General features: G+C 62.5%; 26 protein-coding genes. 10 read left to right on the plus strand and 16 right to left on the minus strand.

Annotation, left to right across the window (positions count from 1 at the left end; genetic code table 11):
* The first annotated feature begins 92 nt into the window (after positions 1–92).
* The 3 genes from SSPSH_RS04170 (at position 93) to SSPSH_RS04180 (ending at position 3,687) form a co-directional block, all read left to right on the plus strand.
* Positions 93–689, plus strand: a complete 597-nt coding sequence (locus tag SSPSH_RS04170; protein WP_006913860.1) for a TetR/AcrR family transcriptional regulator — start codon at positions 93–95, stop codon at positions 687–689.
* 143 nt (positions 690–832) lie between these two features.
* Positions 833–1,282: a hypothetical protein gene (locus SSPSH_RS04175; RefSeq protein WP_021031397.1), complete on the plus strand. Its 450-nt coding sequence runs from the start codon at positions 833–835 to the stop codon at positions 1,280–1,282.
* Between the two features lie 380 nt (positions 1,283–1,662).
* A complete protein-coding gene (locus SSPSH_RS04180; RefSeq protein ID WP_021031399.1) occupies positions 1,663–3,687 on the plus strand; it encodes a methyl-accepting chemotaxis protein in 2,025 nt (674 codons plus the stop codon).
* A 98-nt stretch (positions 3,688–3,785) separates the two neighbouring features.
* Here SSPSH_RS04180 and SSPSH_RS17730 read toward each other — a convergent pair whose 3' ends face one another.
* The 11 genes from SSPSH_RS17730 to SSPSH_RS17740 all read right to left on the minus strand — a co-directional run bounded on the left by SSPSH_RS17730 (position 3,786) and on the right by SSPSH_RS17740 (position 13,325).
* Positions 3,786–4,922 (minus strand): GGDEF domain-containing protein, encoded by a 1,137-nt coding sequence (locus tag SSPSH_RS17730; protein ID WP_006913863.1) that lies wholly within the window; start codon positions 4,920–4,922, stop codon positions 3,786–3,788.
* Positions 4,923–5,426: 504 nt separating this feature from the next.
* Complete coding sequence (locus tag SSPSH_RS04190) at positions 5,427–5,627, minus strand: hypothetical protein (protein WP_006913864.1); 201 nt, start codon at positions 5,625–5,627, stop codon at positions 5,427–5,429.
* A 376-nt stretch (positions 5,628–6,003) separates the two neighbouring features.
* Positions 6,004–7,017, minus strand: coding sequence for a zinc-dependent alcohol dehydrogenase family protein (locus SSPSH_RS04195; protein WP_006913865.1), 1,014 nt, complete (start codon positions 7,015–7,017; stop codon positions 6,004–6,006).
* Between the two features lie 62 nt (positions 7,018–7,079).
* The gene (locus SSPSH_RS04200; protein WP_021031400.1) at positions 7,080–7,379 is read right to left on the minus strand and encodes an ArsR/SmtB family transcription factor; all 300 of its coding nucleotides are present in this window, start codon (positions 7,377–7,379) and stop codon (positions 7,080–7,082) included.
* Positions 7,380–7,513: 134 nt separating this feature from the next.
* Positions 7,514–7,876 (minus strand): gamma-butyrobetaine hydroxylase family protein, encoded by a 363-nt coding sequence (locus SSPSH_RS04205; protein WP_006913867.1) that lies wholly within the window; start codon positions 7,874–7,876, stop codon positions 7,514–7,516.
* A gap of 98 nt (positions 7,877–7,974) precedes the next feature.
* Entirely contained in the window at positions 7,975–9,315 is a 1,341-nt protein-coding gene (gene hslU / locus SSPSH_RS04210; RefSeq protein WP_006913868.1) for an ATP-dependent protease ATPase subunit HslU, read from the minus strand.
* A 64-nt stretch (positions 9,316–9,379) separates the two neighbouring features.
* The gene (hslV, locus tag SSPSH_RS04215) at positions 9,380–9,922 is read right to left on the minus strand and encodes an ATP-dependent protease subunit HslV (protein ID WP_006913869.1); all 543 of its coding nucleotides are present in this window, start codon (positions 9,920–9,922) and stop codon (positions 9,380–9,382) included.
* A 190-nt stretch (positions 9,923–10,112) separates the two neighbouring features.
* Positions 10,113–11,027 carry a tyrosine recombinase XerC gene (xerC, locus tag SSPSH_RS04220; RefSeq protein WP_006913870.1) on the minus strand — a complete coding sequence of 305 codons (915 nt, stop codon included), beginning with the start codon at positions 11,025–11,027 and terminating at the stop codon, positions 10,113–10,115.
* Positions 11,028–11,030: 3 nt separating this feature from the next.
* A complete protein-coding gene (locus tag SSPSH_RS17735) occupies positions 11,031–11,759 on the minus strand; it encodes a DUF484 family protein (RefSeq protein ID WP_006913871.1) in 729 nt (242 codons plus the stop codon).
* Between the two features lie 82 nt (positions 11,760–11,841).
* On the minus strand, positions 11,842–12,690 hold the full coding sequence (dapF, locus tag SSPSH_RS04230) for a diaminopimelate epimerase (RefSeq protein WP_021031403.1): 849 nt from the start codon (positions 12,688–12,690) through the stop codon (positions 11,842–11,844).
* An 8-nt stretch (positions 12,691–12,698) separates the two neighbouring features.
* Positions 12,699–13,325, minus strand: a complete 627-nt coding sequence (locus SSPSH_RS17740; RefSeq protein ID WP_021031404.1) for a copper chaperone PCu(A)C — start codon at positions 13,323–13,325, stop codon at positions 12,699–12,701.
* 113 nt (positions 13,326–13,438) lie between these two features.
* Here SSPSH_RS17740 and SSPSH_RS04240 point away from each other — a divergent pair, with 113 nt between their 5' ends.
* The 7 genes from SSPSH_RS04240 (at position 13,439) to SSPSH_RS04270 (ending at position 19,120) form a co-directional block, all read left to right on the plus strand.
* Positions 13,439–13,822, plus strand: a complete 384-nt coding sequence (locus tag SSPSH_RS04240) for a MerC domain-containing protein (protein ID WP_006913675.1) — start codon at positions 13,439–13,441, stop codon at positions 13,820–13,822.
* A gap of 36 nt (positions 13,823–13,858) precedes the next feature.
* A complete protein-coding gene (locus tag SSPSH_RS04245) occupies positions 13,859–14,353 on the plus strand; it encodes a Fur family transcriptional regulator (RefSeq protein WP_006913676.1) in 495 nt (164 codons plus the stop codon).
* A 207-nt stretch (positions 14,354–14,560) separates the two neighbouring features.
* Positions 14,561–15,322 carry an ABC transporter ATP-binding protein gene (locus SSPSH_RS04250; RefSeq protein ID WP_006913677.1) on the plus strand — a complete coding sequence of 254 codons (762 nt, stop codon included), beginning with the start codon at positions 14,561–14,563 and terminating at the stop codon, positions 15,320–15,322.
* Positions 15,315–16,019: an ABC transporter ATP-binding protein gene (locus SSPSH_RS04255; protein ID WP_006913678.1), complete on the plus strand. Its 705-nt coding sequence runs from the start codon at positions 15,315–15,317 to the stop codon at positions 16,017–16,019. The genes SSPSH_RS04250 and SSPSH_RS04255 overlap by 8 nt, the downstream gene beginning before the upstream one ends.
* Positions 16,020–16,065: 46 nt before the next feature.
* The gene (locus tag SSPSH_RS04260) at positions 16,066–17,277 is read left to right on the plus strand and encodes an ABC transporter substrate-binding protein (RefSeq protein WP_006913679.1); all 1,212 of its coding nucleotides are present in this window, start codon (positions 16,066–16,068) and stop codon (positions 17,275–17,277) included.
* Positions 17,278–17,303: 26 nt separating this feature from the next.
* Positions 17,304–18,206 carry a branched-chain amino acid ABC transporter permease gene (locus SSPSH_RS04265; RefSeq protein WP_006913680.1) on the plus strand — a complete coding sequence of 301 codons (903 nt, stop codon included), beginning with the start codon at positions 17,304–17,306 and terminating at the stop codon, positions 18,204–18,206.
* Positions 18,203–19,120, plus strand: a complete 918-nt coding sequence (locus tag SSPSH_RS04270; protein ID WP_006913681.1) for a branched-chain amino acid ABC transporter permease — start codon at positions 18,203–18,205, stop codon at positions 19,118–19,120. Before SSPSH_RS04265 ends, SSPSH_RS04270 begins: the two co-directional genes overlap by 4 nt.
* A 765-nt stretch (positions 19,121–19,885) precedes the next feature.
* On the opposite strand, the gene SSPSH_RS04275 is transcribed toward SSPSH_RS04270, so the two are convergent.
* From SSPSH_RS04275 to SSPSH_RS04295, 5 genes are all read right to left on the minus strand, one after another.
* Positions 19,886–21,568, minus strand: coding sequence for an AMP-binding protein (locus tag SSPSH_RS04275; RefSeq protein WP_006913874.1), 1,683 nt, complete (start codon positions 21,566–21,568; stop codon positions 19,886–19,888).
* Between the two features lie 77 nt (positions 21,569–21,645).
* The gene (gene mmsB, locus SSPSH_RS04280) at positions 21,646–22,557 is read right to left on the minus strand and encodes a 3-hydroxyisobutyrate dehydrogenase (RefSeq protein ID WP_006913875.1); all 912 of its coding nucleotides are present in this window, start codon (positions 22,555–22,557) and stop codon (positions 21,646–21,648) included.
* A gap of 56 nt (positions 22,558–22,613) precedes the next feature.
* Positions 22,614–23,753, minus strand: a complete 1,140-nt coding sequence (locus tag SSPSH_RS04285; protein WP_006913876.1) for an enoyl-CoA hydratase/isomerase family protein — start codon at positions 23,751–23,753, stop codon at positions 22,614–22,616.
* Positions 23,750–24,544, minus strand: coding sequence for an enoyl-CoA hydratase (locus tag SSPSH_RS04290; protein WP_006913877.1), 795 nt, complete (start codon positions 24,542–24,544; stop codon positions 23,750–23,752). The genes SSPSH_RS04285 and SSPSH_RS04290 overlap by 4 nt, the downstream gene beginning before the upstream one ends.
* Entirely contained in the window at positions 24,541–25,701 is a 1,161-nt protein-coding gene (locus SSPSH_RS04295) for an acyl-CoA dehydrogenase family protein (RefSeq protein WP_006913878.1), read from the minus strand. Before SSPSH_RS04295 ends, SSPSH_RS04290 begins: the two co-directional genes overlap by 4 nt.
* Between the last annotated feature and the right edge of the window lie 3 nt (positions 25,702–25,704).

Here is a 25,704-nt window from a genome sequence, read left to right on the forward strand (position 1 = left end):
TAAAACCGTAGCCGTGAAACACTATACGCGCCGTTTCACGTCTCCGATTCAATATACGGAGGCGTCCTCCGCTTTGTACAGACACTTCGACGATGAGCAATAACGAGGGGAAGACGAAACCACGCGGCCGCCCCCAGCGAGCGGATGCACGGCGCAATCGCGAGCGGCTGCTGTCAGCGGCGCGAACGGTGTTTGCCACAAACGGCGCAAACGCCAGCCTGCAAGGCATCGCGCGCGAAGCGGGCGTGGGCATCGGCACGCTATATCGGCATTTTCCCTCGCGCGAAAATCTCTATACCGCGGTCTATGAGCACGAGGTCGATCACCTGGTCGCCCTGGCCGCATCACGCACGCAAGCGCCCGATCCGGTGGCTGCCCTGCGCGACTGGCTGCAAGCGCTGGTATCGCTGGTCGCCACCAAGACCGGCATGATCTCGGCGTTGGCCATATCGGCCGAAACCAAGTCGGCCGTGTCGCAGGCCACCTCCGCCCGTTTGATCGACGCGCTCGGCAGCCTGCTCGACCGATGCGTCACGCAGAAGCTGCTGCGTGACGCGCTTTCCGCGCGCGACGTACTGCATGCCGTGGTCGGCATGTGCCTGATCCAGACCGAGCCCGACTGGCAGCAACGTGTCGCACCGATGATCGATGTTCTGATCGACGGACTGCGCCGACCTGCGGGCGACTGAGGCCGCATCGATCGCCGTGGTCGGCAATCGAAGTCCGTGAACACAGACCACCCGCGCTGCCCACACACTGGAAATTGCGCCCGAATGCACATAGCGTTGCGCGCACGAATATCCCGAACACCGCCGATACTGCGACGAACGCCATGAGTGAAGACGATCTGATCGAGGCCAGCCCCTGCAAACTGCGCAACGGCGATTGGGGCTGCAAAACACAGGAGCCGGTCCAGGTTGGCGATGCCGTTCAGATCGTCACCCGGGCCAACAAGCAATGGCGCGCCGAAATCACGCAGGTGGTCTGGACCGACGGCCAGGTCTGTATCTGTGCGACGGCCAGCGACAAACAGAAAAAGGCGCCGGACGACGCGAAACAGCCGCCCCGTAAGGCAACCCCAGAACGCACGCCAAAAGCCGCCGCTTCGCCGCGCAACGCCACGACAGACTCGGCCGTTGACGACGCGCCGCCGGCGCCGCCGCGCTTCGACGTGCCGCCCACGGACGAACTCGACGCCATGGCCGACAGCGCCGCCGAACAGGCCGACGATGACGACGACCTCATGAACGCCATGAACGAGTTCGAGCGCGACTCACGATAAGCAGCCTTTCCCCTGCCGGCACGGCAGGCGCAGATGCCCGCCTATACCTTGTCGCGCGGGCTGTATCAGAACACGCGCTTTGCATACGCGCCTGCAAGGCAAGCGTCGAGCCTGTGCGCATCGCTCACATCGACGAGCCCGTTACGCGACATGCGCGGCCTGCGCTCAGTGCGTAGCACTCTACTGCGCAGATGGATTCTGCCCTTCTGCAACGCTGCCGACCCCGCGTTTCGCTCCGTCAACGCGTAGAACAGAATTTTTCTAAAAAAAAGCCGCCTTGCTGCCGATAGGACTAACGTATCTCTAGGTAAATCGGTTATCCACGACAACTGTCGAGACTTTTGTCTTGTCGTGCGTCCCTAGCTGCAGCTTTCAAACCAATGACAAACTTCTTGCATCGCATTGGCATCAGTCGCAAGTTTCTGTTGGCGCTGACCCTGCCAACGCTGGCCATGCTTTACTTCGCCGTCTCCGGCATTGTTCAACGCCAGCAGGTGGTTAGTGAAATGGATCGCCTTCATTCGCTGACCGCCGTGGCCGAACAGGCCGGCAATCTGGTACATCAGCTCCAGCGAGAGCGTGGCATGACAGCCGGCTTTCTCGGCAGCCAGGGCCAGACCTTCGGCGACGAACTGCGAGCACAACGCCCCGCTACGGATACCGAGGCGAATGCTTTCATCGATCAGCTCGCCGCGCTGGACGAAAGTCAGCTCAGCACTGACCTGAGCGCCCAGATTGATGCAGCCCGCCAGCGCCTGGACGCAACCACCGATATGCGTTCACGGGTGGATGCGCTCTCGGTACCGCTGGGCGATGCACTGGAACACTACACTGGCACGAACGCAGCCCTCATGGGTCTGGCCGGCAAACTGGGGCATACGACAGACCAAGCCAAGATCGCACAACGCCTGTCAGCCTATTACAAGCTGCTGGAAGCCAAGGATCTCGCCGGCATCGAACGTGCAGTGCTCGCAAACGCATTTGCAGCGGACCAGATGCCGCAGGCGTTGTATCGCCGATTCCTGAAATTGATCGGTGCTGAAGCCGCGTTTTTGAAAGGGTTCCAGACCCTTGCCACCCCCGCGATGCGTGAAGAATACCGGCAAGCCCTCTCCGGACCGGAAATCGACCGCCTGAAGGACTTGCGAAACCTGGCTATCGATCGCGCCGACCAGGGCGGTTTCGGCGTCGATCCCAAGCAATGGTTCGACTGGCAGACCATCAAGATCAGCGGGCTGAAGACCGTGGAAGACGCAGTGACGGCCGAAATCATGGCAACCGAACAGGGGCTGCGCAGCGAAGCCCGCGCGGACCTCTGGTTCTATGTGGCCATCGCTGTGGTCGCATCCCTGCTCGCGCTGGTGCTCACCATTGCCATCGTGCGCGCTATCGTTGGCCCGCTTAAGGAGGCCTTGCATAACATCACGAATCGTAATGGCGACCTGACCCAGCGCCTGGTCGTACCGGGTACCGACGAGCTGTCCCAGCTCTACAAGGCCTTCAACGAGGCCACTGAAAGCACGGCCCAACTGGTGCGAAACATCCAGCGCAGCGCCCTGTCCGTCGAAGTGGCCAGCGGTGAAATCTCGCAAGGCAACCAGGACCTTGCCCAGCGAACCGAGCAGCAGTCCGCCTCGATCGAGGAAACCGCTGCGAGCATGGAGGAGATTACCTCGACGGTCCGCCATACCGCAGAGAACGCAGGCCAGGCCCAGCATCTGTCTGAAGACGTATCCGAACAGGCCACGCAGGCGCGCGCCATCGCCGACGATGCGCGCAAGGCGATGAGCGATATTCATAGCGCCAATCAGGAAGTCACCGACATCGTCGAGGCGATCGACGGTATTGCATTCCAGACCAACCTGCTGGCCCTGAATGCGTCGGTCGAAGCCGCCCGCGCCGGCGAGCACGGCCGCGGCTTCGCCGTGGTCGCTGCAGAAGTACGCCAGCTGGCCAGCCGCAGTGCCAACGAAGCCAAGCGTATTCGTGTGCTGATCGAACGCAACGTATCGACCATCGATACCGGCAACAAGCTGGTGGGCGATACCCACAGCACGTTAACCGAAATCGCATCGCGGATCCGACAGGTAACGGGCCTGGTAACCGATATTTCGAGCGCGACAAACGAACAGTCGCAAGGTATCGAACAGATCAATCAGGCCATTGCACAGCTGGAATCGGTGACGCAGCAGAACTCCGCCCTAGTGGAAGAGGTCGCCGCTGCCAGCAAGTCGCTCGATGAACAGGCGGTTGAAATGGCGCGTGAAGTCGGTCAATTCACGGTCGACGACAGCGGGCATGCTCACGCCGCGCATGCCGAGAATCAAGCCGGAACAACATCAGCGCGCTCGCATCACACGCCGTCTTCCAGCATGCCGTCGGGCGCACTTGCCATGGGCGGCTAGCTCGGCAGGCTCATGCTCTGCGGCAGGCGCAATCCGGCTCTATCTCGGTTCAGCCGGATAGGCAGCGGACCCATCCAGCTCACGAGTTGGCGCGGCGGTTAATCGTTAGCGCCGCGAAAGCCGCTTTCGGCCCGATTGCGGCCCAGATTCTTGGCCCGATACAGCGCCTTGTCAGCCGCGTCGATCGGTTCTCGTGTCGACGGCGCGCGCCGCTTGCCGCGGCTTTCGAACTGACTGTACCCGATGCTCATGGTGACGACTTCGAGTGCATCGGGGCGATAGCGGTGCTCGATCGCCAGCGCCTCTACGGCAGCGCGCAGCCGCTCGACCGCTTCCTTGATATAACCGTGGTTGGCTTGCGGCAGAAGAATGATGAACTCCTCGCCGCCATAGCGGGCCACGAGATCGAAATCGCTGCGTGTGGAATCCCGCAGCGCCGCGCCAATCGCATACAGCGTTTCATCGCCTCGCAAATGACCGTAATGGTCGTTATAGAGCTTGAAATAGTCGATATCGCATAGCACGACGCCGACCAAGGTGTCCGGTTTTTCAGACCACCGCGCGAGAAACGCCTCCACGGCTCGACGATTGGGCAACTGGGTAAGCACATCGGTCGCACTCAGTTGTGCAAGTTCCAGGTTCGAATCCGTCAGGCTTTCTTCGACGGCGTCGATCTGCTGGCGAAAAAGCACCATAAACGCCGTTATCAACGCGACCGCAGCAACCGTACTGAAACCGAAGACCAGCGTGAGAATAACCTCTGGCACCGCCAACGGTGGTGTGGCATGGCCGAAGTTCTGATCGCATATCCAGAACAGGAGCGCGTTGCTCCCTGCCAGCAGGGCAAGCGCTCGAGCGCGCGCACGCTCGAACAACAGCGGCAGAATGCTGATGAGGGTGAAATAGAACAGATGGACGCCCAGGTCGCGGCCGATGTACCAGGTCACCATCGCGAGCTGCGCCATCACTACGACCACAATGAAATTACGGGCGGAATCATGACGCCGGCGATAGTTCGCCCATAGCGTCCATAGGTACCCCGCCATGATCGCCAAATTGCTGGCGAAAACCGGCGCATAGTAAGACAGCGACGTCAGGCCATAGAACAGCTGATAAGGCACGGTCGTAACCGCGCCAAACAGGCCCAGCTGATTGACGAGCATGATGCGCCTGCGCAAGGCCGGTTCCGTATCTTGCGCACCCAACTTCCAGAGTTTGGCCAACCATCTCAGCATGTCGTCCGGGCCAGACGTCCTTTAATTGATTCGTGTTTCCGGCACGGCCGTCGGCCGCAAGCTACACGTCATAGCCCCAATCCAACACGCCGGCATGCATCCTGTTACCCAACCCATGACCGTACAGCTGATCGTGTCCTATCGGCCAGCGCGCTCACAAATTGATGACAGCATCCCATGCTGGCTCAACCGAACATGCTCACCAGAGCACGCCCTTGATCGGGGCGACCTCAGTTGGTGCCGGTCGACCGATCGCCTTTATGAGATCGAGCTCGATCAACCTGCCCCGGCTGAAGAACCAGCGTGACACAAGAAAAAATCTTTCGTCATATCCGTGGGCGGCGTACTTAATTCCGGATTCCACGAAGCAATTAGCCCAAGGCCCTTAGCCCGTGCCACGAATTCCGTACACTGTCACCGGATTCCACAGACGGGCTGCCGCTCAAGCGCCGGGGTGCGATCTGGCCCGACGAAGTCGATAATCTGGCAACGAAACGTGCCGATCTACTGATTACCCACGAAGCGCCGGGCTGTCATCGCTACGGCTTCGAGGCGCTGACGGAACTCGCACACGGCCTGGGTGCGCAAGCGCTGTATCACGGCCACGTTCACGTACAGTACGATCACGACACGGATGATTGCGGTTTGACGGTCCACGGCATCGCGCTCGGCGCGGCGGTGGATCTCGACGGCACGATTCTGCACTGGGGGCCGCGGTCTCAACGGCCATATTGAGCGGCTCGCGAAAGTCAGTATTGGAGACTCAGGCCATCCCCCTCAAGCCGGTCGATTCCGACGAGTAACAGGGTCGAGTCTTTCATCGCGTGCAAATTCCCGGAACTGCCCCTCACTTTCGCGCTGTAAACGCGAAACGTCAGGCTCTCGAAGGGTTGACCGTGGCGGCGGGGTGCCGTTTTGATCAGTTTGTCTTATCGCGGTTGCCTGACGATTCGATCCACGACGCCGGACACGGCGACGCGTACGCACAAGAGGGCTCGCTCACAGACCGACCCGCGTCACAGCAAAAAGCCCCGGTCGGCTGACCGGGGCTTCGTTGGTGATCACGCTCGTGTCGAACGGGTCAAATCGTCAGGCAGATCTTGCCGAAGTGCTGGTTGGTTTCCTGATAGCGAAACGCGTCGGCCAGCTCTTGCAGGGGGAAGGTTTTGTCGATGAGCGGCTCGATGTTGCTGGCCTCGATGGCGCGCACCATGTCCTGCTGCTGACGGCGATTGCCTACCAGCACGCCTTGGAGCCGAATCTGCTTGGCGAGCATCGGCATGAGCGAGACCTCGCCGGCCACGCCGCTCAACACGCCGATGACGGCGATATGCCCACGGACACGAACGGCCGTCATCGACTGTGCCAGCGTATCCGGGCCGCCGACCTCGATGACGTGATCGACACCGATACCGCCGGTGATATCACGCGCGGTCTGGCCCCAGTTCTTGTCCTGCTTGTAGTTGATCAGGTGATCCGCGCCCAGTGCGCCGAGTCGCTCGAGCTTGGCGTCGCTCGACGAGGTGGCGATGACCGTGGCCCCGCAGTGCTTGGCGAACTGGAGCGCAAAGATCGAGACCCCGCCCGTGCCTTGCACGAGCACGGTTTCGCCCGGCTTTAGCGCGCCGTCTTCCATAAGCGCACGCCAGGCCGTCAGGCCCGCGGTGGTGAGCGTGGCCGCCTGGACAGGCGTGTAATTCGATGGCGCCGGAGTGAACGCCTGGGCCGAGCGGGTGACGCGTTCGCAGGCATAGCCGTCGATGCCGTCGCCCGGCACGGTGTCGAAGCCTTCGACTTCGGTTTCGCCGTCGTACCAGGTGGTAAAGAACGTGCTGACGACGTGATCGCCCACGGCAAACTCGGTGACGCCCTCGCCGATGGCTTCGACTTCGCCGGCACCGTCGGCCATGGGCACGCGGTCTTCGCTCAGCGCGCCCCACAGGCCGGTGACCACGGCATAGTCGTGGAAATTGAGGGAGTTCGCCCGAAGACGCACGGTGATTTCGCCGGGCCCAGGCGCGGCCACATCCCGCTGTTCGAGGCGGACTTTGTCGTAGCCGCTACCGGCACCGACGACGATGGTTTGATTGGACATATCCAAGCTCCTTTAAACGATTCGTTATTTCGTTAAAAAACGAAATGTATGTCGAAAAGATATCAGAGATTGGCGCGGATGTCGTCCAACAATGTGTCGATGGCAGCTTCGTTGCGGCGATAGTAGGTCCACTTGCCAATGCGCGTGGCCTGTACGAGTTCGGCGCGCTGGAGAATCGCCAGATGGGTCGATGCCGTCGACGGCGACATGCCCGCCTTGGATTGGATATGGCTCACACAGACGCCAATACCCACCGGATCGCCGTGCGCCTGGGCCGGGAAATGCTCGGCCGGCGCGCGTAACCAGGCCATGATCTGCAAGCGAGTATCGCTGGCCAGCGCCTTGAGTTGATCGACCATCATGCGTTCACGATAACGGCTTCGTCGGGCGTTGTCGCCGAAAGTTCACGCAGCCATCTTGGTGGTGCGATCCGGCAAGTTGGTCACACACCCGCTGCTCGATGCGTATTCCTGGATCACCCAACGAGCGCTCGCCGCTAGTGCCAAAGCTTGTCGCGCGAGGCCTCGGCCGCTTGGAGACGTTCCAGATAGTCGTTCCAGTTCGCTTCGTAGGCATCGCCCAGCTCGCGCAACCCGGCCCAGGAGAAGATGCCGGTGTTGTGACCGTCGTCGAAGTGGAGCTGGATCGCATAGTTGCCGACCGGCTCGATCTTGTCGACGCCGACATCGCGCTTGCCGGTGACCAGCTGCATGGGCCCGCCGTGGCCACGCACTTCGGCCGACGGCGAATAGACCCGCAGGTATTCGAGCGGCAGCTTGTAGACGGCGCCGTCGGCGTATTCGACTTCCAGCACCTTGGATTTCTGGTGGAGCGTGATGTCGGTGGGTGCATCGGCCATGATCGACCTCGTTGACAGCAGAAATGAAAAAGCCGGGACAGGATAACCCCGCCCCGGCTTGGCAGACACGCAAGCGTGCCTGATGGCCTGCCTGTCGACTACAGAATATAGCGCGACAGGTCTTCGTCGGCGGCGAGGTCCTTGAGCTTGGAGTCGACGTAGTCGGCGTCGACCTTGAGCGTTTCACCGGCCTTGTCCGGGCCTTCGAAGGAGATTTCCTCCATCAGCCGTTCCATGACGGTATGCAGACGCCGGGCACCGATGTTTTCGGTGCCTTCGTTGACCTTGAAGGCCATCTCGGCGATGCGGTGCACGCCATCGTCGGTGAACTCGATGGTCACGCCTTCGGTGTTCATCAACGCGCCGTACTGTTCGGTGAGCGAGCAATGCGGCTCGGTGAGGATACGCACGAAGTCTTCGGCCTTGAGCGCGTCGAGTTCGACACGAATCGGCAGACGGCCCTGGAGCTCGGGGATCAGGTCCGACGGCTTGGCCACATGGAACGCACCCGAGGCGATGAACAGGATATGGTCGGTCTTGACCATGCCGTACTTGGTGGAGACGGTGGACCCTTCCACCAGCGGCAAGAGGTCGCGCTGTACGCCTTCACGGGAGACATCGCCGCCCGAGCCGCCGCCGGCATCCGAGCGTTTGCAGACCTTGTCGATCTCGTCGATGAAGACGATGCCCGAGTTTTCGACCTGATCGATGGCCTGGGTCTTGATCTGCTCTTCGTCGACCAGCTTGGCGGCTTCTTCGTCCACGATCTGACGGTAGGCGTCCTTGATCTTGATCTTCTTGCGCTTGGTCTTGTCGCCCTTCATGTTCTGGAACATGGACTGGAGCTGGTTGGTCATCTCCTCCATGCCCGGGGGCGCCATGATTTCGAAGTTCTGGCCGCCCTGCTGCAGTTCCAGCTCGATTTCCTTATCGTCGAGCTTGCCTTCACGCAGGCGCTTACGAAACACCTGACGCGTGGCGCTGGATTCGACCGCCTTCTGGTCGGATTCGCCGGCTTCTTCCCAGCTGCTCGGCTTGGGCAGCAGCGCATCCAGGATGCGTTCTTCGGCGGCGTCCTCGGCCTTGATCCGCACCGCCTTCTTGGCCGATTCGCGCGTCATCTTGATGGCGACTTCCACCAGATCGCGGATAATGGAATCCACTTCCTTGCCGACATAGCCCACTTCCGTGAACTTGGTCGCTTCGATCTTGGTGAACGGCGCATTGGCGAGCTTGGCCAGGCGTCGGGCGATTTCGGTCTTGCCGACACCCGTGGGGCCGATCATGAGAATGTTCTTGGGCGTGATCTCGCCGCGGATGGATTCATCCAGCTGCATGCGCCGCCAGCGGTTACGCAGCGCAATAGCGACCGAGCGTTTGGCTTCGCCCTGACCGATGATGTGGCGGTCGAGTTCGGCCACGATCTCGCGCGGCGTCATTTCGTGGCGCGGCAACGCAGCGGTTTCTTCGCGGCTGTCGTCGGCCATGGTCTCGGAGGCTGTATCAGACATTGTCCAGCACCTCGACGGTGATGTGGTGATTGGTATAAATGCAGGTGTCGGCGGCGATATGCATGGCCTTTTCGGCGATGGTGGGGGCATCCATATCGGTGTTTTCCACCAGCGCGCGGCCGGCCGCCTGGGCATAGGAGCCGCCCGAGCCGATCGCCATGCAGGCGAACTCGGGCTCCATGACATCGCCGTTGCCGGAGATCATCAGCGTGGCGGTTTCGTCAGCGACCAGCAACAGCGCTTCCAGACGGCGCAGCGCGCGGTCGGTACGCCAATCCTTGGCCATTTCCACCGCCGCTTTCACAAGCTGGCCGCCGTGTTCCTGAAGCTTGCCTTCGAAACGCTCGAACAGCGTGAAGGCATCGGCCGTGCCGCCTGCAAAACCGGCGAGCACCTTGTCGTTATAGAGCCGGCGCACCTTGCGCGCATTGCCCTTGAACATGGTGTCGCCCATGGAAACCTGGCCATCGCCGGCCAGGGCCACTTTGCCGTTATGGCGCACGGCGAGAATTGTTGTGCCGTCGAATTGTTTCAACTGGTGCTCCTTCGACCTACGTTGACGTCGGTTCGATTCGAGTTGGGGCCATGCATAACACGATTCAAGCAATCCTTTTGTGCGGCCGTTCGGCCGGCGTTCAGCTTCGCAGATCGGCGCTGACAATGCGTTCGGCAAAGATCCTGACTCGCAATGCCGGCCAGAGCGCGCACACGCCCTCGGAAGAATGCTACGAGTCGCTGGGCTCGGCGCGTTGGCCCGCGCGCGGATGAGCGGCGTCGTAGACCTTGGCCAGATGGGCGAAATCCAGATGCGTATAGATCTGGGTGGTGCCGATATTCGCGTGGCCAAGCAATTCCTGCACCGCCCGAAGGTCGGCGCTGGATTCCAGCAAATGGGTGGCAAAAGAATGACGCAGCTTGTGCGGGTGCAGATGCACCGGCAGGCCGTGCTGCTGGGCCCAGCGCTGCATACGCGCCGCCACGCTCGAACGCGACAGACGCGTACCGCGCTGGGAGACGAACAGTGCCGGTTCGTCGGCAGCGGCCAATTGGGGACGCACCTTCAGCCAGTTCCGAAGGGCCGCAATCGCGCGTGAGCCGATCGGCACGCTGCGCTGGCGGGAGCCCTTGCCGAGTACCCGTGCTTCGCCGCCGGTTAGATCGACATCGTTGACGTCGAGGCCCACCGCCTCGGCCAGACGCACGCCCGCAGAATAGAACAGCTCCAGCAGCGCGTGGTCTCGGACGTCGAGATCGTCGGACGGGGCCACATCGAGCATCGCGGCGAGATCGTCCACGTCCACGGTTTCCGGCAGACGGGCCGGGCGCTTGGGCGCGCGCACGTCGGTGGCCGGGTTGCGCACGGCCAGGCCTTCGCGCATCTGCCATGTATAAAAACTGCGCAGCGCCGAAACCAACCGCGCCAGGCTGGCCGGCTTCAAACCCGCACGATGGCGGGCCGCGATGAATTCACGCAGGTCGGCTGTGGTTACGCGGGCCCAGTCCGGTATTCCGCGTTCTTCGAGCCAGTCGGCCGCACTGCCCAAATCGCGTGCGTAGGCAGCCTGGGTATGCGTCGACACGCGGCGCTCGTGGGTGAGATGGGCCAGAAATACATCGACCCGGTCGTCAAGCTCGCTCACGCGCTAGGGCAGCGTTTCGCGGCCCAACAGACGTTGCAGGGCGACTGTGACAAGTTCGCCCATCAATTCCAGAAACAGGGTACCCATATCGGGCACGAAGCGCTCGCCCTTGCGGCTGGCCAGCACCAGCGCGCCGTGCACGCCGCTCGTGCCCAGCGGGATCATCGCGGCGCTCGCCAGAGCGGGCACGTCGTTGCTACGGGTGGCGAACAACGCTTCGGACTGCTCTTCGGACAACGGCCCGCAGATCGGCTTGCCACGACGATAAACGTTGATAAGCGCCTTGCCCGCCGGGGTGTCGTCGGCAACCGCGTGGATTTCGCCGTCGGCCAGGGCTTCGACATCGCCCGCGGTGCCGGAGAGCCCAACATAGATATGATCCACGTCGAGATGCTGTTGCAGGCAATAGGCCAGTTCCGGCACCAGTTCGGCCGCGCTTTGCACCGTCACCAGCACCTTGGCCAAGCGATTGAGCTGGACTACACGCTGTTCGTTGTCGCGCGCGGTTTCCACGAGCTCGTTGAAACGCGCCTGCAACTGGCGATTGGTGTTGCGCAGGCCGGCGACCTGGCGTTCGATCAGCGATACCGCGTTGCCGCTGTCGTGCGGCACGTCGAGCGCCTCGAGCACGGCCGGGTAGCGGCTGAGCAGATCGGGGTGCGCCTGAAGATAGGCTGCGACCTCGGCTTCATCCAATGCCGGCGTTGGATTTTGTTTTTCGGCTTCGTTCATGTCGGAGCATCTCTTCAAAGAGGTGAAAACCCACCCGCCGCCGGGCAAAGCACAAACCACGCCACGCTGGGCGCGATCCGTGTCATCTGCTGGTATTCGACAATAGCAGTTCGCCGTCGAATACGCGCTCGGCCGGCCCACTCAAATATACCTGTTTGCCGTGACCGGCCCAGTCGACCGTCGCCGTACCACCGGGCAAGTCGACCGTAACGCTCGGATCCAGCACGCCGGCACGAATGCCGACCACCGCCGCGGCCGCCGCGCCGCTGCCACAGGCCAGCGTCTCGCCGGCGCCGCGCTCGTACACCCGCAGGCGAATGCGCTCTGGCGTGACGAGCTGTGCAAATCCCACGTTCACACGCGCGGGAAACGCGGCATGGCTCTCCAGAGCCGGGCCGATCGTGGCCACATCGGCGGTGTCGACATCGTCGACGCGAACCACGGCGTGCGGGTTGCCAATGGCAAGCGCGGCAAAACGTACGGTGCGCCCGGCGATATCGTCGAGGCGATATTCGTCGGCGGTATTGAAACCGCTCAAGGGGATATCGGCCGGTTCGAACACGGGCACACCCAGCGCGACACGATAGTGATGGTCGTCAAGGCTTTCGAGCACCATCTGGCCGTCACGCACGTCGACGACGATCTCGTTTTTCTCGGTCAGCCCCTGCTCACGCACGTAGCGGGCGAAGCAGCGTGCACCGTTACCACACTGGCCCGATTCGCTGCCGTCGGAATTGAGGATGCGATAGCCGAAATCTGCGTTGGCACTGCGTGCCGGCTCCACAATCAGAATCTGATCGCAGCCGATGCCGAAGTGGCGGTCGGCTATCGCGCGCGCGGCTTCGGCATCGAGCGTAATCGACTCGCGCGTACCGTCGAGTACGACGAAATCGTTGCCGAGACCGTGCATCTTGGTAAAACGCAAACTCATCGATCCCCCTATTCGGCGCTGGCCGAGTCCTCGTTGGCGTTGCCGGCGCTGTCCGCATCGTCGGACAGGTCCGGCTCGCTGGCGTCTTCGTCGGCCCCGTTGCCGTGGCCCATCCCATCCATATCGTGACCGCCGTGACTCATATCCGAGCCCGGCCCATCGGCCCGCACGGTGGCGGCGATAGGCAACTCGGCCTGATCGCTGCCACAGGCCAGAATCAGCTCGACCTGATCGCCAGCCGCATAAGCCTGGCTGGGCGAAAACAGCATGACATGACGACCGCCGGATTCGAACGCTACTTGCTCGCCCGGCCCGACCACAACCTGTTCGATCGGGTGCATGCTCGCCTGGCCACCTTCATTCACCACGGTTTCGTGCATTTCGGCGCGGTCGAACTGGCTGCTGCTCACGCCGTTGACGATGACCTTGTCGTCGCCGTCGTTCGACAAGGTGAAATAGGCACCCATGACATCCGCGCCTTCAGGCGCCACACGAACCCACGGGTCTGCGGCGCTCAACGACCCGCAGTCCGGCGCTTCGGATGTGCCACATGCCACAAGCGGCAACGAGAGCACGCCAGCCAGCGTGAAAACCAGCCCCTGCCGTGCGCGCGCCCCAATTAATACTCTTTTCATCGCTTGCTCCGCTTAAAATGTTATATACTAACGATTGAATATCTTTCGATCAGGGCATCGCCGTGAGCCGAGGCTCTCCCTCCAATGTTACCGGCAAATTAGATAAGGCCGCAGTGATCCTTTCGGGAATCTGCCTGGTGCATTGCCTGGCGTTTCCGCTGCTGATTGCGCTGTTCCCGGTGTTCGGCTTTTCCTTCGTTGCGCATACCACCTTTCATCAGATCATTTTAATTGTCGTGGTGCCGACTACCACGTTCGCGCTCGGGCTGGGGTATTGGCGCCATCGGCATATTGCGTTGCCCATCTTTGGCGTCGCGGGCGTATCCATGCTGGTGGTAGCCGCGTTTGGCGTGCATGCACTCGGCGCCGAAATCATCGAGCGCGGTGTGACCGTGGCGGGTGGTCTGCTGCTGGCGGCCGCGCATATCCAGAATTATCGGCTGACCCGCGCCGGGCACTGCCCCCATCATGAACGCGCGCACGTATCGAGTGTCTAGTTTTTAACGCTCGAAAAGTGCACGCTCGCCATCATAATGATTGATGCTCCCCAAAATTCCGTATTCGACGCCAGTGGTCACGACCACGGCGCCTGTATCCACGATGCGCTGGCGCGCGCGGAAACCCTCTGCCAGCAGCAAGGTCTACGCCTGACGGCCATTCGCCGGCGCGTGCTTGAACTGATCTGGGAAAACCATCGGCCGACCAAGGCCTACGATCTGCTCAACACGATCAACGCCGAACGAGGCAATGCCGCGCCGCCGACGGTCTATCGCGCACTCGACTTCCTGCTGGATGCCGGCTTGATTCACAAGATCGAATCGCTCAATGCGTTCATCGGCTGCGACGCAGGCCATGGTGACGGGCATCCGAAATTCCTGATCTGCCGTGCCTGCGAGCGCGTGGCCGAGATTCCAAGTCCTGCCGTCGACAACGCCCTTGCGCGGGAGGCCAAACGCGCCGGCTTCACCATCGATCACGAAACCATCGAGATTGGCGGCACCTGCGCGGCCTGCGCCCACCGCGGCTGATCGATCCGGGCCGGCCACGCCGCGCCAGCACACCCTCCATAAGTCGAAGCGACTAACGTCGAATAACCCGCGGCCCTACGCGCCAGTATAGTCGGATCGATAGCTGACTGGGCTGTCAGGTTCGTTTCTATTCACCGCCGGACCACGGGTTATGACGCGACGGTTTCTTACGATCATCTCCACCGCGCCCCGCGCGACTAATACCGCATGACCGATGCCATCCTGCAGGCACGCGGTCTGAGCAAGACCTTTGCCGGCTTTTCGGCCGTGTCGAATATCGACCTGGACGTCGAGCGCGGCAGCATTCATGCGTTGATCGGCCCCAACGGCGCCGGCAAGACGACGGTGTTCAACCTGCTCACGCGCTTCATCACGCCCAGCGCCGGTTCGATTGTCTACGACGGCACGGACATCACCCGCGCCAAACCCACCGATATCGCCAACCGCGGCATGGTGCGTTCGTTCCAGATCTCGGCGATCTTTCCGCACTTGAGCGTGCTGGATAACGTGCGCGTGGCCTTGCAGCGCCACCTCGGTCTTTCGTATCACTTCTGGCGCTCGAACAAGGTGCTGGATTCAACCAACGAGCGCGCGATGGCGCTGCTCAAGGAAGTCGGGTTGGCCGAATTCGCCGGCACCACGGCCGTGGAACTGGCGTACGGCCGCAAGCGCGCGCTCGAGATCGCCACAACGCTCGCGCTCGATCCCAAACTGATGCTGCTCGACGAGCCCACGCAGGGCATGAGCGCTGAAGACGTGGGCAAAGTGACGGCATTGATCCGGCAGGTAGCAGCCGATCGCACCATTCTGATGGTGGAACACAACTTGAAGGTCGTCTCGACGCTGGCCGACAAAATCACCGTTCTCAACCGCGGCGAAATTCTGGCCGAAGGCCCGTACGCGCAAGTGTCGAAAGACCCGGCGGTCATGGAAGCCTATATGGGCAGTGCCGAGGTGGCGCATGGCTGAGTTGCTGCGCATTGCCGATCTCAACGCCTGGTATGGCGAATCGCACATCCTGCATGGCGTGAATCTGAGCGTGAACGAAGGCGAAGTCGTGACGCTTCTCGGGCGCAATGGCGCCGGACGCACGACCACGTTGAAATCGATTCTCGGCCTGGTCGACAAACGTAGCGGCTCGATCACCGTCAGCGGCACCGAGGTAATCAAACAGCCCACCCACAAGATCGCGCGTCTGGGCCTGCTCGGCTATTGCCCGGAAGAGCGCGGCATCTTCGCGCGCCTGAACGTGGACGAAAACCTGGCCCTGCCGCCAAAGCTCGGCGATGACGGCATGAGCGTGGAAGAGATCTACGACATGTTCCCGAACCTTGCCGAGCGCCGCCGCAGCATGGGCACCCAACTATCCGGTGGCGAACAGCAAATGCTGGCGATGGCCCGTGTGCTGCGTACCGGCGCGCGTTTACTGCTGCTCGACGAGATCACCGAAGGCCTGGCGCCGGTGATCGTCGAAGCACTCGGCAAGACCATCCGCCAGATGAAAGAGCGCGGGCTCACCATCGTGCTGGTCGAACAGAACTTTCATTTCGCCGCACCGCTGGCGGATCGTCACTACATCATCGAACACGGCCACGTGGCCGAAGTCGTCGAAGGCCACGAGGCCGACGCCAAGCGAGAACGTATCAACGAGTTCTTGAGCGTCTGAATCATAAAAAACCGGCGCGACCGGGGGAGACATAATGAAAAAGACCATGATCGGGGCCGTCTGTGCAGCCACGCTGACCGCCGTCGCCGCCACCAGCGCGCTCGCGGCGGCGGACGGGTTGTCCAACGGCAGCGTGAAGATCGGCGTGCTCAGCGATATGTCGGGCGTCTACAAGGCGATCGAAGGCCCGGGCGCGGTGATCGCCGCGCAGATGGCGATCGACGACTTCGGCGGCCAGGTGCTGGGCGAGGACATCGAACTGGTCTCGGCCGATCACCAGCTCAAGGCCGATGTGGCCTCGTCAATCGCGCGCCGCTGGATCGATCGCGACCATGTCGACATGCTCGTGGGCATGGATAATTCAGCGGTCGGCCTGGCCGTTCAGGGCCTGGCCTCGGCCAAGAAGACGATCGCAATCAACACCGGCGCGGGCACCGTCGAACTCACGGAAAGCCAGTGCTCGTCCTACGGTATCCATTACGTCTACGACACCTATGCCCTGCCCGTAGGTACCGCGACCGCCATGGTGCAGAACGGCGGCAAGAAATGGTTCTTCATAACGGCCGACTATGCCTTCGGCCATTCGCTGCAGGACAACACCGCCCGCGTGGTCAAGGAACTCGGCGGTGAAGTGGTCGGCAGCGTCAATGCGCCGTTGAGCACGAACGATTTCTCGTCCTACCTGCTCCAGGCGAGCAGCTCCGGGGCCGATGTGATCGGCCTGGCCAATGCCGGCGGCGATACGGTCAACTCGATCAAGCAGGCCAACGAATTCGGCATCGTCGCCCGCGGTCAGAAAATGGCCGGCATGCTGGTCTTTCTGACCGACGTGAAAGCGCTGGGCCTGGATACCGCCAAGGGCCTGCAGTTCACCACCGCGTTTTATTGGGACCGCAACGACGAAAGCCGCGAATGGTCGCAGCGATTCTTCGATAAACATGGCGCCATGCCGACGATGGTCCAGGCGGGCGTGTATTCGGCCACGATGCATTATCTGGAAGCGATCAAGGCCGCGGGCACGGACGATGCCGACGCGGTACGCGCCGAACTGGGCCAGATGGAGCTCAACGATTTCTTCGTGAAGAACGGCAAGATCGAGGCCAACGGGCTGATGTCACACGACATGTATCTGGCCAAGGTCAAAACACCCGATCAGTCGAAGAGCGACTGGGACCTGCTCGATATCGTGAGCACGATTCCGGCAGAAAAAGCCTATATCCCGGTGGCTGAAAGCAGCTGCTCGCTGGTCAAGCAGTAAGCAGACACGGTTAAGGATCGGTAGCGATGAATATCGACGCCATTCTGGCGCAGACGATGCTGGGGCTGAGCCAGGGCGTGTTCTACGCCATGCTCAGCCTTGGCCTTGCGATCATCTTCGGGCTGCTCAACGTCATCAACTTTGCCCACGGTGCGCTCTACATGCTGGGCGCGTTCGTGGCGTTGATCGGCTATTCGTATATAGGCCCGTGGCTAGGCTACCCGGATTTCCAGATGGGCTTCTGGTGGGCGTTGATCGTCGCGCCACTCGTCGTGGCCTGCTTCGGCATGCTCATGGAACGCTTCATGCTGCGCCGGCTGTATCAGTTCGACCATATCTACGGTCTGCTGCTGACTTTCGGCGTGGCGCTGGTACTCCAGGGCGTGCTGTCGAACTATTTCAATATCTCGGGCACGGCTTACCCGGCCACGCCGGAATCGCTGCGCGGCATCGTGAATCTCGGCTTCATGTATTTTCCGAAGTACCGGCTGTTCGCGATCGTGCTGTCGGTGATCGTTTGTTTCGCCACCTGGTACATGATCGAACGCACCAGCCTGGGCGCGGTGCTGCGCGCCGGCCAGGAGAACCCGAAACTGGTGGAAGCCTTCGGCATCAACGTGCCGCGCATGATTACGCTCACCTTCGGTTTCGGCGTGGCGCTGGCAGCACTTGCCGGCGTGCTGGCCGCGCCGATCTATTCGGTGAGCCCGCTGATGGGGGCCGATCTGATCATCACCGTATTCGCCGTCGTGGTCATCGGCGGCATGGGCTCGATTCTGGGGGCGATCGTGACGGGACTCACGCTCGGACTCGTGCAGGGCCTGACCCAGGCGCTCTATCCACCGGCGGCCAATACCGTGATCTTTTTCATCATGGTGGTCGTGCTGCTGATCCGCCCGGCGGGCCTGTTCGGGAAGGCAGAAGGATGAATAAAGTCTTCTGGGTACTGCTGATCGTGCTGGGGCTGGCCGCACCGTGGCTGACCTATCCCGTGTTCGCCATGAAGCTGCTGTGCTTCGCACTTTTCGCCTGCGCATTCAATCTGTTGCTGGGCTATGTGGGTCTGCTGTCGTTCGGCCATGCCGCGTTTTTCGGCGGCGCGGCGTACATCACCGGGCATGTGATTACAGCCTGGGGCTTCGGCCCGCTGCCGGGTATTCTCACCGGCACCCTGTTCGCGATGATGCTGGGGGCGATCTTCGGCGCGCTGGCAATCCGCCGCCAGGGCATCTATTTCGCCATGATCACGCTGGCGCTGGCCCAGATCATCTTTTTTCTCGCGCTCAAGCTGCCGTTTACCGGCGGCGAAAACGGGCTGCAGGGCATTCCGCGCGGCACTCTGCTGGGCGTGTTCGATCTGAATGAACCGATCACGATGTACTACTTCGTGTTCGCGGTATTCATGGTCGGCTTTCTGATCATCTACCGCACCATTCATTCGCCGTTCGGTCAGATTCTCACCGCGATCCGCGAGAACGAACCCCGCGCGCGCTCGCTGGGCTACAACGTGGAACGCTTCAAGCTGATCGCCTTTACGCTGTCGGCCACGCTGGCCGGCACCGCGGGCGCGACCAAGGCCGTGATCTTCCAGTTCGCCTCCCTCACCGACGTGCACTGGCAGATGTCCGGCGAAGTCGTGCTCATGACCCTGCTCGGCGGCATGGGCACGCTGTTCGGCCCTATCGCCGGGGCTGCTGCCGTGATCACGCTGCAGGACGAACTCGCCTCCTTCGGCTCGTGGGTGCAGGTCGCCATCGGCGGTATCTTCGTGGTCTGTGTACTGCTATTCAGGCGCGGCTTCGTGGGCGAACTGGCGCGGCTGGTCAAGGCCAAGTCCAGCTAGCGGGGTACGCTGTCACCGGTTAACGTTGGCGTTCTATGCAACCACGACGCGCACAGCAGGACGGTGATAGCTGGGGCGAGCGGCTGGCTGGCGCTGCCGCCAGTCTGTTCTTTGAGGAATCTCTGCACCACCTCTCGCGGTTCGCGTTCGAGTCCTAAAATGCGTTGCGACAAGGCGTCCGAGCGCAGCGCCTGCCTTATTGGCAGGTCAAGCTCGGCAACGCAGTCGCGGCGAATTTTAGGCCGAACCCCTTCGGGGCCGGGTCTTTGCGCGCGCCTGATCGGCGTCGAGGCAGACGCACCGTGCAACCAGCACGCTACGCCCGCCTCTCCTTGCCAGCCACGCGCAAAGCACGCCGGCGCGACCTCGACAGGTGGTGAAGAGATTCCTTAGCGTGCCGACGGCGGCGTTCATCTGGTTTGCGCTCAACAAGCGGCTGGCGCTTCACAGCCTGCCATTCATCGAAGGGCCGGTCGGCGGGGGGATGGCTTGTTGCAGCCATCGTCTTTCTCGCCTGCTTCGCTTTCGTTTTTCCGCGGCGTTTCACCCGTTTTCTTGGGGGCGTATGGCACGGGCTGCATCGCATCATCAATCTTTGGTGGTAGTTCCGCGGCTTCGCGTTCTGGTGCCCTCGCCGAGACGTCTTGGTCTTGGAGTTCGTCCTGCTTGCAGCAAGGGGACTAATCGAACTCGTGAGTGCGGAAAGACCCGCGTCCCGAAACCAAAGCCCCGACAAACTCGTGAGTGCCAACAGCCCGAGCGCAACTACCCCTTGAGCTCAGGAAAATCCGCTTCGCTATAGGCAAACTCTCCCTTCTCATCCCCCGCCGCATGGGCCCGCAGTTCCACGCGCCGAATCTTGCCCGAAATGGTCTTGGGCAATTCAGCGAATTCCAGTTCGCGGATACGCATATAAGGCGCCATGCGCTCGCGACTGAAAGCAAATAACGCCTTGGCGGCTTCCGGGCCCGGTTCATGGCCGCGACGTAAAACCACATACGCCTTGGGGACATTCAGCCGCATGTCGTCGGGCGCCGGCACCACGGCCGCTTCGGCCACCGATTCGTGCTCGATGAGAATCGACTCCAGCTCGAACGGCGACACGCGATAGTCGGAGGACTTGAACACGTCGTCGGCCCGGCCGACATACCAGTAATAGCCGTCTTCATCGCGGCTGGCGACGTCGCCAGTACGGTAGTAGCCGTCGTGCAGGGCCTTGGCCATACGCTCGGGATCGTCTCGATATTCCTGCATGAGCCCAAGCGGGCGATCGGCGCGTACGTCGATCGCGATCTCGCCTTCGTCGCATTCCTCATCGAAAGCGTTGAGCAACGCGATCCGGTAGCCCGGCAGTGGTCGGCCCATGGAACCGGACTTCATCGGCTGGCCGGGCGGATTGCCGATCTGGGCGGTGGTTTCGGTCTGGCCATAGCCATCCCGAATCTTGAGACCCCAGAGCCGTTCCACGCGGGCGATGACTTCCGGGTTGAGCGGCTCGCCGGCGCCGACCAGACTCTTGAGTTTCATATCGTAGGCAGACAGCTCTTCCTGGATCAGCAACCGCCATACGGTTGGCGGCGCACACAGGCTGGTCACGCCCTTGTCGGCAATCACCTGCAAGGCGTCGGGGGCGGAAAACCGCGCGCTGCGATAGACGAACACCGTGCAGCCCGCATCCCAGGGCGCGAACAGGTTCGACCAGGCATGCTTGGCCCAGCCGGGCGAGCTGATATTGAAATGGATATCGTCCGGCTGCAGCCCGAGCCAGTACATGGTCGACAGCGAGCCCACCGGATAGCTTTGATGCGTATGCAGCACGAGCTTGGGTTTGGAGGTGGTGCCGGAGGTGAAATACAGCAGCATCGGGTCAGTGGCGCGGGTCGTGCCCACGGGCTCGAACTCGGTGGCGCATTCATACGCCGCCTCGTAACCGACCCACTGGCCGACCGGTTCGCCGGCTGCGATACAGGTCAACCCACCGGCCACGCCTTCGAACTTGGCGATATGTTCTTCGGCCGCCAGGATGTGCGACACCCCGCCCCGGCCGAGGCGATCACCCAGGTCTTTTTGCGACAACAGCGTGGTGGCCGGGATGACTACTGCACCGAGCTTGATCGCGGCCAGCATGGTTTCCCATAGCTCGACCACGTTATCGAGCATCACCAGCAGCGTATCGCCGCGGCCGAGTTCGTGGTCGCGCAGGAAGTTGGCGACCTGATTCGAGCGTTGGCGCAGCTGCTCGAAGCTGTAGCGTTCTTCGCTGCCGTCGGCGTCGACGAGCCATAGCGCAATCTTGTCGTTATCGCGGGCATAGTCGTCGAACCAGTCCAGTGCCCAGTTGAACTCATCGAGCTCGGGCCATTTGAACGCCTCGTAGGCGCGGGCGTAGTCCTGTCGCATGTCCAGCAGTTGCTGGCGTGCGGCCTTGAATGCGTCTACCGAGTGCATCGCCTTCTCCTTCTCGCGGTCGGCGGTCCGGTGTTCGGCCGCCGTGATTATGTTTTTTTACTCGATAGCGTCGGCGCTCAGCCGCCGGCGCTTCCATCGGTATAGCCCTTGAGCAGATTGAGAATGCTCGAGAAATCGTCGCCGCCGTGGCCGGACTGGCTGTGTACCGAATACAGATTGCGCGCCATCGAGCCCAGCGGCGTGGCGACGCCTTTCTTCAGGCTGGAGTCCATCGCCAGGCCCAGATCCTTCAACATGAGATCCACGCCAAAGCCGGGCTTGTAGCCGTTCGAGGCCGGGGCGTTGTCCATCACACCCGGATAGGGATTGTAGACATTGAGCGCCCAGTTGCCGCCGGAGGCGTTCTTCATGATGTCGGACACCACGCTCGGGTCGAGGCCGTTGGCCACGGCCAGATTGATGGCCTCCGAGGTGCCGGTCATGAGAATGCCCAGCAGCATGTTGTTGCACATCTTGGCGACCTGCCCCGCGCCGGCCGGCCCGGCATGGAAATAGGTCTTGCCCATGACGTCGAACAGCGGACGCGCCTGTTCGACCGCCTCGGCCTCGCCGCCGACCATGAACGTCAGCCCGCCCGCCTTGGCCCCGTTCACGCCGCCGGAGACCGGGGCATCGAGCATGGACAGCCCGCGTTCGCCCGCGGCCGCGGCCACCTGGCGCGCGGTTTCGGCATCGATGGTGGAGCAGTCGACCAGTAGCGTGCCGGCGGCGACAGCATTCAGCAGGCCGTTTTCGCCCTGATAGAGCGTGGCGACGTGCTTGCCCGCGGGCAGCATGGAGATGACGATATCGGCGTGCTCCGCTGCGGCGGCGGCACTCTCGGCGCGCTCGGCGCCCAGTGCCACGGCCTCGGCCATGGCCTGTTCGACCAGATCGAACACCGTCAGCGCATAGCCGGCCTTGATCAGGTTGGCGGCCATCGGCGCGCCCATATTGCCCAGGCCGATGAAAGCGATTTTGTTGGCCATTCTCTCCTCCTTGTCGTACTTGTTTATCGGTTTCGCGCGCGGCCGCGTACGGCCGATCAAAGATCGGCCAGCGGGTGCTGCGCGTAATCGTCGGGCAGCGTGAAATGGGCCGCGATCTGTTCGGGCGTCACCGCATCCAGCGTGGCCGGCGACCACTGCGGGTTCTTGTCCTTGTCGACCAGCAGGGCGCGAATGCCCTCGGCGAAATCGGGCCGGCGGGTACAGGCAATGGCCATGGCGAGTTCGCGCTGAAACACCTGTTCGATCGACAGTTTCGGATCGCGGGCGAGCTGTCGATGCACCACCGCCAGCGACAATGGCGACGCGCCGGCGATGGCTTTCGCGCCGTGGGCAAACCAGTCGTCGGTTCCGGCCTGCGCTGTCAGGCGCTTTTGAAATTCAGCAACGGTGGCGGTATCGGTAAGCCGGGCGATGGTGTGCTGATGGGCGAACAGCGCGGATTCGCGGCGTGCCTTATCGCTGGCTTCGGCGTCTTCGAAATCACGTAGCGCACGCGCGAGTACGGCATCGTCGGCAGCGCGTTCACCCCGCCAATCCAGCTCGGTGAGCGATGCAAACACCGCCTCGCGTTTGCCGGAGTCGACACGGTAATCAGCCAGGCCCAGCCAGAGCGCGTCGCCCGGCTGCATGGGCGTTGTCGTCAGCCCGAGAAACAGGCCGATACGTTGCGGCATACGCCCCAGAAACCAGCTCGCACCCACGTCCGGAAACAACCCGATGGTGACTTCCGGCATGGCAATCTTGCTGCGCTCGGTGACCACCCGATGGCTGGCCCCCGCCATCACGCCCAGGCCGCCGCCCATGACCGTGCCGTTGCCCCAGCACAGCACCGGTTTGGGGTAGCGATGGATGCTATGGTCGAGCCGGTACTCGTGGGCAAAGAAGGCTTCGGCATCGGGGCTCGGCGCATCGCCAGTGCTCGTCATGGCCTTGTAGAGGCCGATGACGTCGCCACCGGCACAGAACGCTTTTTCGCCCGCACCGTGGAGTACGACACACACGATATCGTCGCGTTCGGCCCAGGCGTCGAGCTGGGCCTGCAGGCGGTCGATCATCGGCCGCGACAGCGAGTTCAGCGCCCGGGGCGCGTTGAGCTGGGCGAAAGCCACGCAATAGCCATCGCCGGTATGACGCTCTTCGAACAACACGCTGCTGTCGGTCGTTGCTTCGCTCATCGATTACGGCTCCTGTCGTGTTCCCATACGGGCTCGCGTTTGCCCAGGAAGGCGGCGACGCCTTCGGCAGCGTCGGCGGTTTCGAACAGCGTGCCAAAGGCCGCGCGCTCGCGCGCCAACGCCGTGGTCAGCGCGGCGCCCTGATGAGCGTCGATCAAACGCTTGCTGGCCACAAGCGCGATCGGGCTCTGGCGGGCGGCCTGTTCGGCAAGCGCCAATGCGGCCGGCAAACTCTCGCCGCTGGGCACCGACTGTTGGATCAGCCCGATACGCTTGGCGGTTTCCACGTCCACGGTTTCGCCGCATAGAATCAGCCGCTTGGCCCAGCCGCGGCCGATCTGACGGGCCAGCGTGGCCGTGCCGCCGCCACAGGGCAGCAGCCCGACCCGCCCTTCCGGCAAACCGAAACGGGCCTGGGTTTCAGCGATGCGAATATCGCAGGCCAGCGCGCATTCCAGCCCGGCGCCGAGACACCAGCCATTGATCGCCGCGACCGTAAGTCCGGAAAAATCGTGCAGCCGGGTCACGACCGCCGCGAGCAGGCGCGTGAGTTCGCGGGCCGCGGCCGGACTGATGCCGACATACATGTTGAGATCGTCGCCAGCACAGAAAAACCGCTCGCCGGCGCCCGTCATCACCAGCGTATCGATCGCGCTGTCGGCCTCGAGCGTATCCAGCTGCGCGGCCAGTTCGCGCAGAATCGCGGCCGTGAAGACATGCGCCGGCGGATTGTCGAACGTGAGAATCGCCACGCGCTCCCGGCGTTCGAGCCTCGGCAGGCCGTCGCTCACCGCAGCCTGTCTCCGTCGTGATCGGCAAGCACACGCCGGGCGATGATCAGGCGCATGATTTCGTTGGTGCCTTCCAGAATCTGGTGCACGCGCACGTCACGCACATGGCGTTCCAGCGGATACTCGCGGATATAGCCATAGCCGCCGTGGATCTGCAGCGCGTCGTTGCAGATATCGAAGCAGCGATCGGTCGCCATGCGTTTGGCCATGGCACAGAATGCCGTGGCTTCGGCATGGCCCGCGTCGAGCCGGCTGGCGGCCAGCCAGACCATTTGTCGTGCCGCGATGAGTTCAGTGGCCATATCGGCCAGCTTGAACTGGAGCGCCTGGAAATCCTCCAGCTTGCGCCCGAACTGCTGGCGTTCGCTCATGTAGCGGCGCGCGGCGTCGAGCGCAGCCTGGGCGGTGCCCAGCGAACAACAGGCGATATTGATCCGCCCGCCGTCGAGGCCTTTCATGGCGATAGAAAAACCCTGACCTTCCTCGCCCAGCCGGTTGGCCGCCGGCACGCGCACATCCTCGAACGTAATGGTGCGCGTGGCCTGGCTGTTCCAGCCCATCTTGGGTTCCTTGCGCCCATAGCTGATGCCGGGCGCGTCCGCCGGCACCGCAAAGGTGCTGATGCCGCCCGCCCCGGCCTTGCCGGTGCGGGCCATGACCACCAGCAAATCGGTATCGCCCGCGCCGGAGATGAAGCACTTGCTGCCGTTGAGCACGTAGGCGTCGCCGTCGCGCTCGGCTTTTGTCTTGAGCGAGGCCGCATCCGAACCGGCACCGGGCTCGGTCAGGCAATAAGAGGCCAGTTTCTCGCCGGCCGTGAGCTCGCCACACCACTGGTCGCGTACGTCGTCGCCGCCAAACGTGGCGACCATCCAGGTCGCCATGTTGTGGATGCTGATATAGGCCGCGGTCGAGGTGCAGCCCGCAGACAAGGCTTCGAAGATCATCGCGCTGTCGAGGCGGGCCAGGCCCAGCCCGCCCTGATCCTCGGGGGTATACAGCCCGCAGAAACCCAATTCGCCGGCCTGGGCGATCACTTCGCGCGGGAAATAGGCCTCGGCGTCCCATTGCGCGGCGTTGGGCGCGAGTGCCGAACGGGCGAAATCCTCAGCGGCTTCGCGCAGCGCGATCTGGGTCTCGTTGAGTTCGAAATCCATACC

The sequence above is a fragment of the Salinisphaera shabanensis E1L3A genome, from assembly GCF_000215955.2.
In the GTDB taxonomy this organism is placed as follows: domain Bacteria; phylum Pseudomonadota; class Gammaproteobacteria; order Nevskiales; family Salinisphaeraceae; genus Salinisphaera; species Salinisphaera shabanensis.